This window comes from Streptomyces sp. NPDC006476, from assembly GCF_040612015.1.
GTDB classification, from domain to species: domain Bacteria; phylum Actinomycetota; class Actinomycetes; order Streptomycetales; family Streptomycetaceae; genus Streptomyces; species Streptomyces griseorubiginosus_B.
The window spans coordinates 45,021-60,793 of the sequence record NZ_JBEXPK010000051.1 but is presented as its reverse complement, the minus strand read 5'-3'; the positions used below and the strand labels follow the sequence as shown (position 1 = coordinate 60,793).

Below are 15,773 nucleotides of genomic sequence, written 5' to 3'. Positions count from 1 at the left end.
ATGAACGCCGTCCTATCAGGCAGAGGCAGGGAAATCTGCCAGACGCCGACCCTTCAGCCCCACACACCGGAACTAAGCAGCGACACGCTACTAGCGTGCTGGAGAGGACCGGCCTCGGACCCATTGCGGAGGAACCCCATGAAGCTCGACAAACCGGTGACCGGTGGCCCCTGCTGGACCGAGCTGGGGACCAGCGATCTGGAGGGCGCGAAGCGGTTCTACGCGGAGCTGTTCGGCTGGCGCGCCGAGACGGATCCCCGGCAGGAGGCGGGCGGCTACTCGGTCGCACATCTCGGGGACGCGGCGGTGGCCGCGCTGTCCCCGCTGTACCAGGAGTCGCAGCCCGTCGCCTGGAACGTGTCCTTCGCGGTGCGGGACGCGGACGAGTCGGCCGGGAAGGTCACGGCTGCGGGCGGAACCGTGCTGCTCGGACCGATGGACGTGTTCGACGTGGGCCGTTTCACGGTGGCGATCGATCCGACGGGCGCGGTCTTCCAGATGTGGCAGGCGCGGTCCTTCCCGGGCGCCGGGCTGTTCAACGCGCCCGGCTCGCTCGGCTGGGTCGAACTGCTGACCAGGGCCCCGGAGCGGGCGGTGCACTTCTACACGAAGGTCTTCGGCTGGAGCGTCAACGCCTCGGAGCACTACACCCAGTGGGGCGTCGACGGCGCGGACTTCGGCGGCATGATGGCGATGGACGACAAGTTCCCGCACGAGGTGCCGCCGCACTGGCTGCCGTACTTCGCGGTGGCCGACGTGGACGGGGCAGCGGCCACGGCGACCGCGGCCGGCGGCACCGTCCTGATGGAACCCAGGTCCGTAGGGGACGTCCGGCGGATCGGGGTGCTGCGGGATCCGCAGGGGGCGATGTTCGGGGTGTACGCGGAGACCTGAGCCGTCGGCACGCTCAGGCCAGCGGAGTCACGGTGATCCGGTCGACGACCGGGGCGTGGGCGGAGCGCTGTCCATGGGCGTTCTTGGTGCGGCCGTCGAAGTCGGGCAGTTCGTCGGCGGTGAAGGTGATGGTGTTGGGCCCCCGGACCAGGGTGACGGGCACGGAGAGGTTCCAGAAGTTGCCGAAGTGGAAGGTGGTCGGGAACAGGACACGCTGCGGGGCGGCTCCGTTGACCGAGATGTCGGCGTGACGGCACACCGGATCCGGGTTGTAGTGGGTGGCCGGTGCCTGCTCGCCGTTGGAGTAGCGGATCGTGAGCGCATGGCGGCCGGGGCGGTCGGCGGTGACGGTGACCGTGAGGGCGTTCGCGGCGCCCGCTCCGATGCCGTCGACCGCCTTCCCGCCCGTCGCGTACGGGTACGCGGCCACCTTCACGGTGCCGGTCAGGGTGCCTTCCGCGGCGGGGACCCGGGTGCTGGGCAGCAGGCCGCGCGAGGGCTCCACCAGCAGCCGGTCCACGACCAGGCGCTCCGAAGTGCCGGTCACCGTGACCCTGTTGATGCCACCGGCCAGGAAGAGGGGGACGGGGCCGTGCGCCACGGCGCCTACGTCCTCGCCGTTCACCGAGAGCAGGCCCTCTCCGGGGCCGAGCAGATCGACCGTCACCGTCGCCTCGCCGTCGTCATCGGCGTGCACCCAGAAGGTCACGGTGGCGCTGTGCGGGAGGACGACGGCACCGGGGCCCGAGGCACCCGGCTCGTCGTAACTCACCCGCGCCCCGCCACCGAGAGCCGCGAACTCGGCGTCGTAGACGTCCTGTTGACGGTCCTCGCGCAGGGTGAGGTCCAGTTTGTCGACGACCGCGTCGCCCTTGGTCACGCCGAGGTCGGGGTCCTGGGCGGCGAGGGTGATGCGGTGGGGGCCGGCCGTCAACTCGACCCGGGTGTCGGTGTGGCCCCAGACGGCCCACTTGTAGCCGAGCGGCAGCCGGAGTTCGCGGGGCTGCCCGCCGTCGACGCGCAGGAAGACGTTGGTCGACCCCTGTTCCCTCACCAGGTCGGCCAGGTTGTGGGAGTTGGCGAACACGCGGAGGTCGTACGTCCCCTCCTGCGGGACCTCGACGTCGAAGGCGAGGACGAGGTCGGAGCCGGTGCGCAGGCCGCCGACGTGATAGCCGCCGGAGGTGGCGAACTTGTCGACGTCGGACGGGGAGCCCTCGGGACCGTTGACCGAGTGGCCGCCGCCCGTGTGGGCCGCGTCCTCGGCCTCGTAGGTGTGCCGCCAACCCACCGACGGGGAAAGGAGGGTGGCTCCGTTGCCGCCGGGTGCGAGGGTCAGCTGGTAGGCGGACATCTCGTCCAGGTCGGTCAGGGGCAGCCGCACCCGACCGTCCACGACGGGCAGTTCGACCTCCCGCAGCCGCAACGGCTGTGCGCTGGAGCCGACTTGGCCGGTCCAGGGGATCTCCTGCAGCCGCAGATGGACGCGGTTGCCGAAGATCTCGGCGTCGACGCCCTCGAAGACCAGGTCCGCGGCGCCGCTCGTACCGCCGAACAACAGCCGCGCCTGCCGCTTGTCGCGGTCGAGCGCGGCGACGCCCTGAAGCGTGTACTGCGCGTTGGGATGTGGCGCCCTGACCTGGACGGTGTTCCCGGTCAGCTGTCCGTAGGCGTTGAACAGCCACCACTGCCCGTTGCCCTTGTTCGCCTCCACCGCGGAGTCGTTGAGGTTTCCGGCGATGTTCCAGTACGCCATGTCGGCGTCGACCTTGCACTCCTCGAGCGCGGCGATCCACTGGATCATCTGCCCGGGGACGGACAGGTGGTAGTTGTGCGCGTACTCGTTGAGGTTGACGGGCAGCGGACCGATGCCCAACTCCCGCTCCGTCTGCCGGTACTTGGCCACGTTCGTGCGGACCTCGTCCGGCGAGGACAGCTCGTGCCAGGTGATCACGTCGGGCAGTACGTCGTGGTCGCGCGCGAACTCGAGGAAGCCGCGCACCTCCGGGTAGAGGATGCAGGTGTTGGGACCGGCGATCCGCGCCTCGGGGTCGATGCCCTTGATGAGGTGGTACGCCCGCTGCCAGGCGGCGAAGTAGGGGCCCGGCTCGGTGTGCCAGGAGACCTGGTCGTAGCTCCACTCGCCGGTGCCGAACATGTTGCCCTCGGGCTCGTTGAACGGCACCCACACCAGATGGGACCTGAGCGCGCCCAGGGTCATGGCCTGCTCGACCTGACGGCGGACGATCTCCAGATGGGTGGCGAGCTTCTCCTCCCCGGTGGCCCCCGGCCATTCGTAGGGGAAACCGCGGTGGAAGTCGGTGACATAGACGTACACGTCCTTGCCGCCCGCCGCGACGAAGGAGGGAAGGATCTCCAGGGCGTCGGCGCCGGGATGCTGGATGCCGTCCTGGGCCTTGGTGGCGACCGTGCGGACGTACATGCCCTCGACGACCGCGCGGCTGGGCACACCGTCGCCGTACAGGCCGTAGAGCGTGCCGCTCGCGCCGCCGTGGAAGGGGCCCGTCTCCGTGCCCAGATCGACCGTGAGGGTCTCTGCTGCCACGGCATCCTCTTTCGTTCGACATCTCGTACGCCAGTCGATTCTTCGAACCGGCCGGATCGAACGTAGGGAGTTCACGGCGATCACGTCAACGGGTGTCCGGCCACCGAAAGTTGCGGGACCGTCGCTCAGGCGCGCAGCGCGCCGAGGCTTCCCTCCAGTCTGGCGAGCAACTCCCCAAGGAGGTCGGCGAGTTCGCCCTGTCCCTGCGGAGCGAGCACGGACAGTACGGCGGTCTCGTAGGCGAGTTGCTCCGGCAGGAGTCCGTCGACCAGGGCGCGTCCGGCGTCCGTGAGGCGGACGTGGGCGACGCGGCGGTCACGGCTGTCACCGCGACGCTCGACCAGGCCGCGCTCGGTGAGCTGCTTGAGGCGCTTGGTGACGGCGGCGCCCGACGAGAAGGTCTCCCGGGCCAGTTCGCCGGGGGTCAGCTCATGGCCGGTGCGGCGCAGTGCGCCGAGCAGGTCGAACTCGGGGCGGCTGAGGCCCGCGCGACGCAGGGGGGCGTCCTCGGCCTGCTGGAGGAGGGCGGCACAGCGGTTGATCCGGCCGATCACCTCCATCGGGCCGGTGTCCAGGTCCGGATGGACGGCCCGCCACTGCCGGACCACCGCGGAGACGGTGTCGCCCCTGGTCGCGCCCGACTGGCGTCCGTTCGGTGCCGTCATGGCCGTATGCCCTCCGCGCTCGTCGTCCCGTGCAGCCCCGGGTGCCGTACCGTCGCGGCGAGCGTACGGTGTCCGGTCCGCTCGGCGCGCACGACCCGCTCCTGGGGCAGGGCGCGCTGCCACCACTCGCCGGCGGCGGCGTCGGCCGTGGCACGCAGGTCGGCCAGCGCGGCGGCGAGACCGCGGCGGGCGGCCTCCAGGTCGGCGGGTGCGGGCGCGGGCTCGGCGAGCAGCCGGACGGCGTGCTCCCGGGCGCGCTCGGCGGCGGTCAGCGCGTGTTCGACGCGGTCGCCCGCGCGCCGGTTGGTGACGGCGACGGCGGCGAGGAAGCCGACCAGTGCACCGACGACCGTGTCCACGACCCGCTCGGTGATCAGCTGCCCGGGCTGCTGGGTGTGGGCGAACTCGGTGATGAGCAGCGCCATCGGGGTCACACAGACGGTGCCGAGCCAGTAGTTGCGGCCCATCAGCGCCTCGGCACCGAAGTTGAAGGCCAGGCAGAACAGGACCAGGAAGACCTGACCGGCATGGGCGAGCGGAGCCACGGCCGCGAAGAGGAGCACGCCGAGGAGGTTGCCGACGACGCGCTGGATGCCCCGGCTCCAAGTGAGGGCCAGGTTGGCCTGGTAGAGGGAGGCGGCGGTGACCAGCGCCCAGTAGGGGCGGCCGAGGGCGAGGGAGACATGACCGGCGAGGGTGCAGCCCAGGGCGGTACGGACGGCGATGGGGGCGAGCGGGCCGAGCCTCGCCCACAACGGGCGGGCGGGGACGGCCAGTTCGGCTTCCACTCCGAGGAGTTCGTCGGCGGCCTGCGGGTCGTCGAGGTCGGGGACGGGTCCGGTGCCGCACAGCTCGCGGGCCCACGCCCGCAGTCGCCGCGGGTCGGTGTCGTCGGGGGCGGCGAGGGCGACCTCCGCGCGGACGACAAGGCGTTCCAGAGCGCGCCGGGTGGGGGTGTCGTCGGTGGCGAGGAGGGTCTGCCAGGCGGCCTGGACGGCGGCGGCCGCGGCGGCACGCGAGCGAGGGTCGGCCTCACCGGTGGCGTGGACGGCGGTCGATTGGGCAGCGGTCGCGTGGGCGGCGGCAGCGTTCAGGGCCTGGGCGGTGGCCCGGCGTTCCGGGCCGTGCGGGCGCAGCAGGCCGGGCGCCATGCCGACGAGCCAGGCCCAGGCTCCCGCCACGAGGGCCAGGGCGAGATGGCCGGGGACCTGGACGAGGGTCTGCGGGGCGAAGAGGGCGGCTGAGGTGATGAAGGTCGGTACGACGTGGCCGGGCGGGCCGATCCGGGTCGCGTCGCACAGCGCCTTCTGCACGGCGGCCAGCAGCGCGCCGACGGTGACGAGCACGACGGCACTCGTGGTGAGGGACGCGGTGACCAGGGCGACGGCGAGGCCGCCGACCATGCCGAGGACGACCCAGGCGAGGGCGCGGGCCCGGGCGGCGTAGGGGCGGTTGTGGGCGTAGAGGGCGCACAGGGACCCGGCCATGGTGTACATCGCCAGGTCGAGGCGGCCGAGGGCCAGGAGCGTGAGGTTGGGCGGAGCGACCGAGGCGATCACGCTGAGGGCCGGCTTGAACCAGATGTCCGAAGGCCGGCCGAGACGCAGGACGCCTGCCAAGGGGAGGCGGCGGCGGGGGCGTGGGGTGGAGGGGGCGGTCGCGGATGGCATGTGACATAACATTAGCAGGTGTTTTACCCGTGAACGAATTTGGACGCCACGGCTCACCCACCGTGCTCCCTCGAATGCTCCCCGTGTACATCCTTGCGCTCGCGTGCGCGCCGGACGGCCCGGGCATCGACGGACTGTCGACACCGTCGAGCAGGGAGGTGCGCGTGCACGGACCGGCTTCGCCCGGCTGGCTGCTGGTCGCGCTGTGTGCGGCGACCGGGGCCTACTGTCTGCTGCGGATGCGCAGCACCGTCGAGGAGCAGCGCCGGGCCGCGGGCGGCGAGGCGCTGATGGGGTTCGGCATGGCCGCGATGGCAGTACCCGCGGCGGTGTTCAGCCCGCCGTCATGGGCCTGGCCCGTCTACGCGGCCGTGTTCGGCGCCGCGGCGCTGCGCGCGCTCTGGGCGGCGCGGACCGGCGCGCACCATCTGCACCATCTGGTGGGCGCGTCGGCCATGGTCTACATGGCACTGGTCATGGCGGCCTCGCCCCAGCACCATGCCGGCCATGGAGGACCGTCCGGAGTGCCGCTGGTGACCGGGGTGTTGCTGCTCTACTTCATGGGATACGTCCTGCTCTCCGGCGTCCGACTCGTTCCGGTCGCCGCGGGGGGCGGCTCGGCGGGATGGGGTGACCGGCCGGAGGTCGCACGGGCGTGCCGGCTGTCGATGGGGATCGCGATGGTGGCGATGCTGATCACGCTGTGAGTGGCGGGGGCCGAGCCCGCACCACCGGAGCGGGTTTCAGGCACGACCGGGCGGCGAGGATCGTCTTATGCACCATCCGCCCGTCGACGCCCCACCCCGCGCGCCAACCCAACACGTGGCCCCGCGCGCCGCACTCCTGCTCACCCTTGCCCTGTCCTCCGTCCTCCTGCTCATCTCGGTGGCGCAGAAGTGGCGCCCCCTGATCGACGCCGACGCCGACATCGCCCGCACCACGCACCGCTGGGCCGTCGACGAACCCGGCCTCACCCACGCCTTCCGCGTCCTCACGGACTGGGTCTGGGACCCGTGGACGATGCGCCTGGTCACCGCGGTCGTCGTGGTGTGGCTGGTCTGGCGCCGCTCGGCGCGCTGGACGGCGCTGTGGCTGGCGGTCACGGTCGCGGTGGGTTCCCTGGTTCAGCAGTCCCTCAAGGCCGCGATCGACCGACCGCGCCCGGTGTGGCCGGACCCCGTCGACTCGGCCCACTACGCGGCCTTCCCCTCGGGCCACGCGATGACGGCCACGGTCGTCTGCGGCCTCCTCCTGTGGCTCCTGCACCGCCACGGCACGGGCCGCACCCTGTGGCGTACGGCCCTGACGGTTGCCGTCGTCTCGGTGGTCGGCGTCGGCCTGACCCGCGTATGGCTGGGCGTCCACTGGCCGTCGGACGTACTGGGAGGCTGGCTGCTGGGCGCGCTGCTGGTGGTACTGGCCGCCCTGGCACACCGGCGATGGGCTCCGTGAGCACGCGGGGCTACGGCTACATCGGGCCGGAGGAACTGCGGCCGAAGGCAGGAGGGGGCGCCGGGGGACGGGCGATCCGCACGTCCGCCGACCTGGACGTCTGGATGACCGAGCGCGGCGCGCAAGAGGCCGCGGAACCCTTCACCTACGTCATCGGACTGGACGGCCTGCTGCGGCTGGCGCCACGGCGCAGCGAGCATGTGGCCTGCGCCGGCGGCGGACGGGTCCTCGCCGCAGGTGAGCTGGGACTGACCCGGGGATCGGGCGGCTGGGCGGTCGAGGACGTCACCAACCAGTCCACGGGCTACTGCCCGGACCTCGACTCCTGGCACTCCGTCCGCGCCGCCCTGGAGGCCCTGGGCCTCGAGCATCCCGGCGGGTTCACACACGAGGTGGTGTTCCGGCGATGTCCGGCGTGTGCGGAGGTCGGCATCGTTCGGGAAGGCGACTTCGTCTGTGTCTTCTGCGGTGGGGAGCTTCCCGCACGCTGGAACATCGCCCCGTAAGATCCACTCATGCTTGCTGTTCTGTTCGACTTCTCCGGCACCCTCTTCCGTATCGAGTCCACCGAGTCCTGGCTGCGGGCCACGTTGGACGAGGTCGGAGTCGCCCTGCCGGAGGCGGAGTTGGCGCAGGCTGCGAAGGGGTTGGAGGTGGCGGGTGCGTTGCCGGGCGGGGCGGCTCCGCAGCGGCTGCCCGGCGAACTCGCCGAGCTGTGGCGGGTCCGGGACGAGAGCGCCGAGTCGCACCGGGCCGCCTACACCGGGCTCGCCCGCCAAGTGCCGCTGCCCGACCCGGCGTTGTACGACGCGCTGTACGACCGGCACATGACGCCGGCGGCGTGGACGCCGTATCCCGATGCCGCCGAGGTGCTGTACGCGCTGTGCGAGCGCGGGCTGGGGATCGGCGTGGTCAGCAACATCGGGTGGGACTTGCGGCCGATCTTCGACGCGTACAACCTCGACCGGTTCGTGGACGCGTACGTGCTGTCCTACGAGCACGGCATCCAGAAACCCGACACCCGGCTGTTCGCGGTCGCCTGCGAAGCGCTGGAGGTCGAACCGCACGAGGCGCTGATGGTCGGCGACAACCGGGAGGCCGACGGCGGGGCCGCCGACCTGGGCTGCCAGGTGCACTTCGTCGACCATCTGCCGGCACACGAGCGCCCCGACGCGCTGCGCCGGGTGCTCGACCTGGTGGACTGACCGGCCGCCCGTGCTCCCCTACTCGATGTAGCCCTCCACCTGCGAGGACGGCCGCACCTGCGCGTCGTCCGGGTTCTCCCCGAACTCCGCCTTGGCGCGCCGCTGTCGCAGCAGGTCCCAGCACCGGTCGAGTTCCACCTCGAGCTGGGCGAGCCGCTGGTGTTCCGTCGAGCTGTCGATCTCGCCGTTCGCGAGGGACTCACGGAGCTTGCGCTCGTCCTCGACCATTTCCGTGATCCTCGCCAGGATCCGCTGGTCCTGTTCCATCTCCGCACGCTCCTCCGGTCGACACTCGTGACCACTCTAGGGACGGCGCGGCGGCCGTGCGACGGATGCGCGAAAGCCCAAGTAAGTCGCCCGAGGTAACCATCGGGCGAAGAGACCGCCCGCCTGAGACGATCCCCCGCGTCGCCCCAGACGGACGGCAGCACTGACCAGGCCCGCGAAAGCGGCGGACCGGTCATGCTGAGTATAGTTGGCTGGCAGCCAGTCAACGCAGGAGTTACAGCATGTCCCCGCGCAGCGCCTCGGTCAATGAAGAGTTGCGGAGACGTTCCCGGGAGCGGCTCCTGCAGGCGGCTGTCGAGATGGTCGCCGAGCACGGCTACGAGGCGACGACGCTCGCGGACATCGCGGACCGGGCCGGTTCGGCGCGCGGCCTGGTGTCGTACTACTTCCCGGGCAAGCGGCAGTTGGTGCAGTCCGCGGTGCACCGGCTGATGCACCGGACGCTGGAGGAGGGGCTGGAGCGGGAGCCGCGCACCGAGGACGGACGGGAGCGGATGGCGCGGGCCATCGACGCGATCCTGGGCCTGGCCCGGGAGCGGCCGGTGCTGATGCGTCAGCACATGGCAGGGCTGCTGCAGGCGGAGGGCTTCGTGCAGTGCCCGGAGCAGCAGCGGCTGGCCGAGCTGCTGCGGGACACCGTCGCCCGGCACGGCTCCGGGGACGCGGACTATCCGATGCTGCGCTCCCAACTGATGGGCGCCGTCTACGCGATGGTCCTGCCGAACGTGCCGATGCCGATCACCACCCTGCGGGCCGAGCTGTTCAAGCGCTATCGGCTCGACTGGGAGATGGGCGTCCCGCCGGACACTGGGGAAGCGTCCGGCGGGACCCACCAGACGGATCTGTCCCGCTACTTCGCCACCGGCGAAGGGCCGGACGAGAAGCCCGGCCCGTCGCCCGCTCAGTCGAAGTAGTCCGGCTGCGACTGGACGTTGAGCTCACTCAGGCGCACCCGCTGGGCCGGGTCCGTGCGCCGGTCGGTGAGCTTCAGGACGTCGAGGCCCTTGGCGATGTCGTTCGCGTAGATGTGGCCGTTGTAGTAGTACGCCGACCAGGCGCCGCCCACGGTGAGCGTGTCGGTGGTCAGCGGGCCGCGCTCGAAGTAGGCGATCTCCTTCGGCTTCGTCGAGTCCGTGAACTCCCAGACCGAGACACCGCCCTGGTACCAGGCCTGCACCATGATGTCCCGCCCCTTGACCGGGATCAACGAGCCGTTGTGGGCGACGCAGTTCTCGGTGTCGGCCTGATGCCGGGGGATCTTGTAGTAGCCGCGGAAGACCAACTTGCGCTTGTCGCCCTTGCCGACGATGTCGTAGATGCCGTCGGCGCCGCGGTTCGGGCCGACGGCCGCGTTGCAGGTGGCCGCTCCGCCGCCGCCCAACTCGTCGGTGAACACCACCTTGTTCGCCTTCTGGTTGAAGGTGGCGGAGTGCCAGAAGGCGAAGTTGACGTTGTCCTGGACCTGGTCGATGACCTTGGGGTGCTCGGGATCCTTGATGGAGAACAGGATCCCGTCGCCCATGCAGGCGCCCGCCGCCAGGTCCTGCGAGGGCAGGACGGTGATGTCGTGGCAGCCGGTGGTCTTGGAGACGCCCGGGTTGGTGGGCGCGCCCGGGTTGCCGCCGCCGTCGGGGCCGTCGCCCGGGAAGAGGACCGGGAAGTTGACGACCGCGGCCTTCTCGGGGTGGTTGCGCGGGACCTTGATGACCGAGATGCCGTCGTGCGGCGGCTGGCAGTCGGGATAGGCGGCGCTGGGCGAGTACGAGGAGACGTAGACGTAGACGTCACGGCGCTGCGGCACCAGCGTGTGGGTGTGGGAGCCGCAGGCGGTCTCGACGGCGGCGACGTATCTGGGGTTGCGCTTGTCGCTGATGTCGAAGACCTTCATGCCCTCCCAGGAGGACTTCTCGGTCGCGGGCTGGGTGGTGCTGTTGCAACTGCTGTCGCTGCGCGAGGAGTCGGTGGACAGGAAGAGCAGGTCGCCGGAGACGGAGATGTCGTTCTGCGAGCCCGGGCACAGGACCTGCGCGACGGTCTTCGGGGCCTTCGGGTTGCCGATGTCGAAGATGCGGAAGCCGTCGTAGTTGCCGGCGAACGCGTATCTGCCCTGGAAGGCCAGGTCGGAGTTGGTGCCGGGCAGGGCGTCCTTGGGGATGTTGGCCAGGGGCTGGATGTTGGCGGAGTGGACGCTCTCGTCCTGGCCGGGTATCTCACCGCTCGCGATGGCCTCGGCGGCCTGTTCCCGTGCGGTCTTGGACACGGCCTTGCCGGTGGCCGGCGTGTCCCCCGGGTCGGGGGTCGCAGCGGCCGGGCCCGCGGTCAGCAGGGCGGCCAGGAGTCCGGCCGCGGTGGCGGCAACTCCCAGGCGTCTGTGCCGCGTTCGGGACGCGTTGGACAGGATCACTGTTTCTCCCTTGTTCCATCCGTGTCGGAACGGTTCACGCATCACCGAAGTATCGTCTTCGCCATGGGCAGATCAATAGAGGGCAACGAAATCGCAATGAAGGTTTTCGACAGGTCAGGCAGGAGGGCAGGCGCCAGGGCTTCGTCGGCGCTCCTGACTCTTGTGACCCTGCTCGCCCTGACGGCCTGTGAGTCCGCGTCCCAGGCCAAGTCACCGCCGACCGACGGGCCTTCGGTGATCGTGCCGGGCGGTCCGGGTGAGCGGAACCGGACCATGTCCCCCGCGGACGCCGCCGCGCAGCGCGCCGAGGACGACTCACCCAACTCCGCGGACGTCTCGTACGCCCGCATGATGATCGAGCACCACCGCCAGGCACTGGAGATGACCGAACTCGCCCCGGACCGTGCGGAGTCGACGTCGCTGAAGCGGCTGGCGGAACGCATCGCTGCAGCGCAGGGCCCCGAAATCGCCGCCATGCGGGGCTGGTTGACGACGCACGGCAAGGCGGAGAAGTCCGCGGGACACACCCACGAGGCCATGCCCGGCATGGCGACCGAGGCGCAGCTGAGTCGACTGCGCGCCGCCCGGGGCAAGGCCTTCGACCAGCTCTTCCTGACTCTGATGATCACTCATCACGAGGGCGCGATCACCATGGCCACGGATGTGAAGGCCCAGGGCAACAACCTCCTCATCGAGGAGATGGCGGACGACGTGGTGGCCCAGCAGACGACAGAGATCACCCGCATGCGCACGCTGCTGTGACGCCGGAGGACACCTCCGTCGTCGGAGGTCAGCGGCGGGCGTGACCCGGTGTCAGGTAGCCCGCGTCGCGGGCCTGGGAGATCAGGCGGAGGGTCCTTCGGCGGCTGTGGCCGGTTGCGTGCATCACCGCGAGCACGGGGTCGTAGCCGTCTTCCTGGGCCGCGCGGTACTCCTCGGCGACGAGGCGGCGGCCTTCGAGACCGCGGGGCCAGGTGGGGCGGGCCCGGCGGCCGGGTGCCGGGTCGCCGGCCGGTTCCGGTGCGAGGCCGCTTGCTTCGAAGATCGGTTCCTCGATCCAGTCGGCGAGGACCGCGAGGTCGTCCAGGGAGAGGGCCGGCAGGGCCCGTACGTCCTCCAGGGAGACGCATCCCTCGCTCACCACGGCGAGCGCGTCGACGCGGGCACCGTCGGGGAACGCCAGCCGCACGGTGAACCAGGACGTACTGCCCCTGTCTTCCCGCACTTCCCACGCGGGCCACACGGAGACGACGCCGTCCGTCGGACAACGATCAGAAAGATTAAGAAAGGATGCTTCTAGCACACACGCAACGTAACCGCATGATCACTTTGCGTACGAACGGGACACGCACGGGTGTGGCGCGCCTGCACCCTGTCAGCCGAGCACGCGCGGTGCGATGCTGGGGGCGTCAGCGATCTCCCGCCGTGAGGAGTTCCGCCGTGCTGCGTGTCGCCGTCGTCGGCTCCGGGCCGAGCGGGGTCTACACCGCCCAGAGCCTGACCCAGCTGGACCCCGACGTCGTCGTGGACGTCCTGGACCGGCTCCCCTGTCCCTACGGCCTGGTGCGTTACGGGGTCGCACCGGACCACGAGAAGATCAAGTCCCTGCAGAACACCCTGCGTACGGTCCTGGAGCACGAGCGGGTGCGGTTCCTCGGCGGCGTGCAGGTGGGCCCGGGTGGCGTGCCGACGGCGCGGCTGCGGGAGCTGTACCACGCGGTGGTGTACTGCGTGGGCGCCGCGACCGACCGGCATCTGGGCATTCCGGGCGAGGACCTGCCCGGCAGCTGGTCGGCGACGCAGTTCGTGTCCTGGTACAGCGCCCATCCGGACGCCGCCGACGACGGGTTCCTGCGGGGCGCGCGGTCGGCGGTCGTCATCGGCGTGGGCAATGTCGCGGTGGACGTCGCGCGCATGCTGGCCCGCGGCGCGCACGAGCTGAGCCCGACCGACATGCCGCAGGCCGCGCTCGGCGCGCTCGCCGCGAGCCAGGTGACCGACATCTACATGGTGGGCCGGCGCGGCCCCTCCCAGGCCCGCTTCACCACCAAGGAGCTGCGCGAGCTGAGCGGGCTGCCCGGCGCCGAAGTCGTCGTCGACCCGGACGAGTTGGCGCTGGACCCGGCGTGCGCCGACCCGTCCGCGCTGCCCGCGGCCCAGCGGCGCAACGTGGAGGTCCTGCGCGGCTGGTCCCAGGTGCCGCCCCTGGACGCCCCGCGCCGCATCCGGCTGCGCTTCTTCCTGCGCCCCGTCGAACTGCTCGCGCACGACGGCCGCGTGGGCGCGGTCCGCTTCGAGCGCACGGCTCCCGACGGGCACGGCGGAGTGACGGGCACCGGCGCGTTCGAGGACGTCGAGGCTCAGTTGGTGCTGCGCTCGGTGGGCTATCGCGGAGTGCCGCTGGAGGGGCTGCCGTTCGACCCGGCCGACGGCACGGTGCCGCATCTCGCGGGGCGCGTGCTGCGCGAGGGCGTAGTCGTGCCAGGCGAGTACGTGGCCGGCTGGATCAAGCGGGGCCCGACCGGTGTCATCGGCACCAACCGGCCGGACGCCAAGGAGACGGTGACCTCCCTGCTCGAGGACGCCGACGTGCTCGTACGCAAGGACGTGCCCGACGACCCGGTGGCCGCGCTGTCCGTGGCGGGCGTCGACCCGGTGACCTGGGCCGGCTGGCAGGCCATCGAGCGGGCGGAGGCGGCGCTCGGGGCCTCGCTGGGGCGGGGCGTGGTCAAGCTGGCCGACTGGGACTCGCTGCTGGCGGCGGCGCGCGCGACGTAGCGGAGTCGGACGCGGACGGGTGGGCAGTACACAGAGCGACAACACCCCGGCAATCAACGAACTGTTCAATCCGCTTACGGTCGCGTCCTGTTCGGATGTCCCCTCCGCCGCTCTGGAGTCCCCATGACCACACCCGCGCCCGTCCATCCCGTCGACGAGGTCCCGCCCGTACGGCAGCTGGCCGCCTTCGGGCTGCAGCACGTGCTCGCGATGTACGCGGGCGCGGTGGCGGTGCCGCTGATCGTGGGCGGGGCGATGAAGCTGTCACCCGCGGATCTGGCGTACCTGATCACCGCGGACCTCCTGGTGTGCGGGATCGCGACGCTCATCCAGTGCGTGGGCTTCTGGCGGTTCGGGGTGCGGCTGCCGATCATGCAGGGCTGTACGTTCGCCGCGGTCTCGCCGATGGTGCTGATCGGGACGACGGGTGGCGGACTGCCCGCGATCTACGGGTCGGTGATCGTGGCGGGGCTGGCGATCGTACTGCTCGCGCCGGTCTTCGGGAGGCTGCTGCGCTTCTTCCCGCCGCTGGTGACCGGCACGGTGATCCTGATCATCGGCGTCTCGCTGCTGCCGGTCGCGGGCAACTGGGCGGCGGGCGGCGCCGGTTCGAAGGACTTCGGGGAGCCGAAGAACCTCGGCCTGGCCCTGTTCGTGCTGCTGATGGTGCTGGGTGTGCAGCGGTTCGCGCCGGCGTTCCTGGCCCGGATCGCGGTGCTGATCGGTATCGCGGTGGGCCTGGCGGTGGCCGTCCCCTTCGGGTTCACGGACTTCGGCGGGGTCGGCGACGCGGACTGGGTGGGCATCAGCACGCCGTTCCACTTCGGTGCGCCCACGTTCCACGTCTCGGCGATCGTCTCGATGCTGGTGGTGGCGCTGGTGACGATGACCGAGACGACCGGTGACCTGATCGCGGTCGGGGAGATGACCGGGCGCGGGGTCGAGCCGCGTTCCCTCGCGGACGGTCTGCGGGCCGACGGTCTGTCGACCGTGCTGGGCGGCGTCTTCAACACCTTCCCCTACACGGCCTACGCGCAGAACGTCGGCCTCGTCGGCATGACCCGGGTGCGCAGCCGCTGGGTGGTGGCCGCGGCGGGCGGCATCCTCGTGCTGCTCGGTCTGCTGCCCAAGCTGGGCGCGGTGGTCGCGGCGATACCGGCGCCGGTGCTCGGGGGCGCCGGTCTGGTGATGTTCGGGACGGTGGCCGCGAGCGGTCTGCGCACGCTGGCCCAGGTGGACTTCAGGGACAACCACAACCTCACCGTGGTGGCGGTCTCGGTCGCGGTGGGCATGCTGCCGGTCGGGGTGCCGACGGTGTACGAGAAGTTCCCGGACTGGTTCCAGACGGTGATGGACAGCGGGATCAGCGCGGGATGCCTGACGGCGATCGTCCTGAACCTGCTGTTCAACCACCTTCCCACGAAGACGACTTCCGTCCCCGAGCCGGACGGCCTGCCGAGTGGCGGTGGCGAGCAGGGCGTCGAGGAGTCCCGGGAAGAGGTGGACTAGGCCGTCGCACCTGGTTGCCGCCGGCTGTTACGGCCCGGCGGGGGACGCGGCGTGCGGCCCCTGAACTCGGTGCCGGCGTGCGCGTGCCCGCCCAGTACCGCCGGTTCGTGCGGGTCAGGACGACACGGCCCCCTGGGGGTGACCGGGCGGCGGGTTGGTGTGGCCGCTGAGGGCCTCCCGCGCCTGGTGCTGCGCCCGCTCGGCCACCTCCCGGGTCTCCGTCACGACGTCGCCGCGCTCCCTCACCAGACTGTCGTACACCGGCAGACGGTCGTACTCACTCGAATTCATGCGTGCCCCAGACGTGCGGCGGGTTCATGGCCGACGAGCAATAAACCAGAG

16 protein-coding genes are annotated in these 15,773 nt (G+C 71.2%); 9 read left to right on the top strand and 7 right to left on the bottom strand.

Annotated elements, in window-relative coordinates:
* Positions 1–138 precede the first annotated feature (138 nt).
* Positions 139–894 carry a VOC family protein gene (locus ABZZ74_RS38690; protein ID WP_356773197.1) on the top strand — a complete coding sequence of 252 codons (756 nt, stop codon included), beginning with the start codon at positions 139–141 and terminating at the stop codon, positions 892–894.
* 13 nt (positions 895–907) lie between these two features.
* On the opposite strand, the gene ABZZ74_RS38685 is transcribed toward ABZZ74_RS38690, so the two are convergent.
* The 3 genes from ABZZ74_RS38685 to ABZZ74_RS38675 form a co-directional block, all read right to left on the bottom strand.
* Positions 908–3,460, bottom strand: a complete 2,553-nt coding sequence (locus ABZZ74_RS38685) for a cellulosome protein (RefSeq protein WP_356773195.1) — start codon at positions 3,458–3,460, stop codon at positions 908–910.
* A 125-nt stretch (positions 3,461–3,585) separates the two neighbouring features.
* Entirely contained in the window at positions 3,586–4,125 is a 540-nt protein-coding gene (locus ABZZ74_RS38680; RefSeq protein WP_356773193.1) for a MarR family transcriptional regulator, read from the bottom strand.
* Positions 4,122–5,795 carry an FUSC family protein gene (locus ABZZ74_RS38675; RefSeq protein WP_356773191.1) on the bottom strand — a complete coding sequence of 558 codons (1,674 nt, stop codon included), beginning with the start codon at positions 5,793–5,795 and terminating at the stop codon, positions 4,122–4,124. Before ABZZ74_RS38675 ends, ABZZ74_RS38680 begins: the two co-directional genes overlap by 4 nt.
* 164 nt (positions 5,796–5,959) lie before the next feature.
* Between ABZZ74_RS38675 and ABZZ74_RS38670 the strand changes: the two genes are divergently transcribed.
* The 4 genes from ABZZ74_RS38670 (at position 5,960) to ABZZ74_RS38655 (ending at position 8,452) form a co-directional block, all read left to right on the top strand.
* Positions 5,960–6,502, top strand: coding sequence for a DUF5134 domain-containing protein (locus ABZZ74_RS38670; RefSeq protein ID WP_356773205.1), 543 nt, complete (start codon positions 5,960–5,962; stop codon positions 6,500–6,502).
* 67 nt (positions 6,503–6,569) lie between these two features.
* Positions 6,570–7,247, top strand: a complete 678-nt coding sequence (locus ABZZ74_RS38665; protein WP_356773189.1) for a phosphatase PAP2 family protein — start codon at positions 6,570–6,572, stop codon at positions 7,245–7,247.
* Complete coding sequence (locus tag ABZZ74_RS38660) at positions 7,235–7,753, top strand: hypothetical protein (RefSeq protein WP_356773187.1); 519 nt, start codon at positions 7,235–7,237, stop codon at positions 7,751–7,753. The genes ABZZ74_RS38665 and ABZZ74_RS38660 overlap by 13 nt, the downstream gene beginning before the upstream one ends.
* A 9-nt stretch (positions 7,754–7,762) precedes the next feature.
* Positions 7,763–8,452, top strand: a complete 690-nt coding sequence (locus ABZZ74_RS38655; protein ID WP_356773185.1) for an HAD-IA family hydrolase — start codon at positions 7,763–7,765, stop codon at positions 8,450–8,452.
* 18 nt (positions 8,453–8,470) lie between these two features.
* On the opposite strand, the gene ABZZ74_RS38650 is transcribed toward ABZZ74_RS38655, so the two are convergent.
* Positions 8,471–8,719 (bottom strand): DUF2630 family protein, encoded by a 249-nt coding sequence (locus tag ABZZ74_RS38650; RefSeq protein WP_356773183.1) that lies wholly within the window; start codon positions 8,717–8,719, stop codon positions 8,471–8,473.
* 242 nt (positions 8,720–8,961) lie between these two features.
* Between ABZZ74_RS38650 and ABZZ74_RS38645 the strand changes: the two genes are divergently transcribed.
* On the top strand, positions 8,962–9,654 hold the full coding sequence (locus tag ABZZ74_RS38645; RefSeq protein ID WP_356773181.1) for a helix-turn-helix domain-containing protein: 693 nt from the start codon (positions 8,962–8,964) through the stop codon (positions 9,652–9,654).
* Here ABZZ74_RS38645 and ABZZ74_RS38640 read toward each other — a convergent pair.
* Entirely contained in the window at positions 9,642–11,144 is a 1,503-nt protein-coding gene (locus ABZZ74_RS38640; RefSeq protein ID WP_356773179.1) for a hypothetical protein, read from the bottom strand. The two genes, ABZZ74_RS38645 and ABZZ74_RS38640, sit on opposite strands and share 13 nt — an antisense overlap.
* Positions 11,145–11,240: 96 nt before the next feature.
* On the opposite strand from ABZZ74_RS38640, the gene ABZZ74_RS38635 reads away from it, so the two are divergent.
* A complete protein-coding gene (locus tag ABZZ74_RS38635; protein ID WP_356773203.1) occupies positions 11,241–11,906 on the top strand; it encodes a DUF305 domain-containing protein in 666 nt (221 codons plus the stop codon).
* 28 nt (positions 11,907–11,934) lie between these two features.
* Here the strand turns inward: ABZZ74_RS38635 and ABZZ74_RS38630 are convergent, their stop codons facing one another.
* A complete protein-coding gene (locus ABZZ74_RS38630) occupies positions 11,935–12,447 on the bottom strand; it encodes a DUF6214 family protein (RefSeq protein ID WP_356773177.1) in 513 nt (170 codons plus the stop codon).
* A 137-nt stretch (positions 12,448–12,584) separates the two neighbouring features.
* Here ABZZ74_RS38630 and ABZZ74_RS38625 point away from each other — a divergent pair, with 137 nt between their 5' ends.
* Both ABZZ74_RS38625 and ABZZ74_RS38620 read left to right on the top strand, forming a co-directional pair.
* On the top strand, positions 12,585–13,922 hold the full coding sequence (locus tag ABZZ74_RS38625) for an FAD-dependent oxidoreductase (protein ID WP_356773175.1): 1,338 nt from the start codon (positions 12,585–12,587) through the stop codon (positions 13,920–13,922).
* Between the two features lie 123 nt (positions 13,923–14,045).
* The gene (locus ABZZ74_RS38620) at positions 14,046–15,431 is read left to right on the top strand and encodes a nucleobase:cation symporter-2 family protein (RefSeq protein ID WP_356773173.1); all 1,386 of its coding nucleotides are present in this window, start codon (positions 14,046–14,048) and stop codon (positions 15,429–15,431) included.
* A gap of 114 nt (positions 15,432–15,545) precedes the next feature.
* Here ABZZ74_RS38620 and ABZZ74_RS38615 read toward each other — a convergent pair whose 3' ends face one another.
* A complete protein-coding gene (locus tag ABZZ74_RS38615) occupies positions 15,546–15,722 on the bottom strand; it encodes a hypothetical protein (protein ID WP_356773171.1) in 177 nt (58 codons plus the stop codon).
* Positions 15,723–15,773: the final 51 nt, after the last annotated feature.

Coding starts and splice junctions, on each gene's coding strand:
- ABZZ74_RS38635 (WP_356773203.1), top strand. CDS start 11,241: ATGAAGGTTTTCGACAGGTCAGGCAGGAGGGCAGGCGCCAGGGCTTCG.
- ABZZ74_RS38690 (WP_356773197.1), top strand. CDS start 139: ATGAAGCTCGACAAACCGGTGACCGGTGGCCCCTGCTGGACCGAGCTG.
- ABZZ74_RS38645 (WP_356773181.1), top strand. CDS start 8,962: ATGTCCCCGCGCAGCGCCTCGGTCAATGAAGAGTTGCGGAGACGTTCC.
- ABZZ74_RS38675 (WP_356773191.1), bottom strand. CDS start 5,795: ATGCCATCCGCGACCGCCCCCTCCACCCCACGCCCCCGCCGCCGCCTC.
- ABZZ74_RS38620 (WP_356773173.1), top strand. CDS start 14,046: ATGACCACACCCGCGCCCGTCCATCCCGTCGACGAGGTCCCGCCCGTA.
- ABZZ74_RS38665 (WP_356773189.1), top strand. CDS start 6,570: ATGCACCATCCGCCCGTCGACGCCCCACCCCGCGCGCCAACCCAACAC.
- ABZZ74_RS38650 (WP_356773183.1), bottom strand. CDS start 8,719: ATGGAACAGGACCAGCGGATCCTGGCGAGGATCACGGAAATGGTCGAG.
- ABZZ74_RS38655 (WP_356773185.1), top strand. CDS start 7,763: ATGCTTGCTGTTCTGTTCGACTTCTCCGGCACCCTCTTCCGTATCGAG.
- ABZZ74_RS38615 (WP_356773171.1), bottom strand. CDS start 15,722: ATGAATTCGAGTGAGTACGACCGTCTGCCGGTGTACGACAGTCTGGTG.
- ABZZ74_RS38660 (WP_356773187.1), top strand. CDS start 7,235: ATGGGCTCCGTGAGCACGCGGGGCTACGGCTACATCGGGCCGGAGGAA.
- ABZZ74_RS38680 (WP_356773193.1), bottom strand. CDS start 4,125: ATGACGGCACCGAACGGACGCCAGTCGGGCGCGACCAGGGGCGACACC.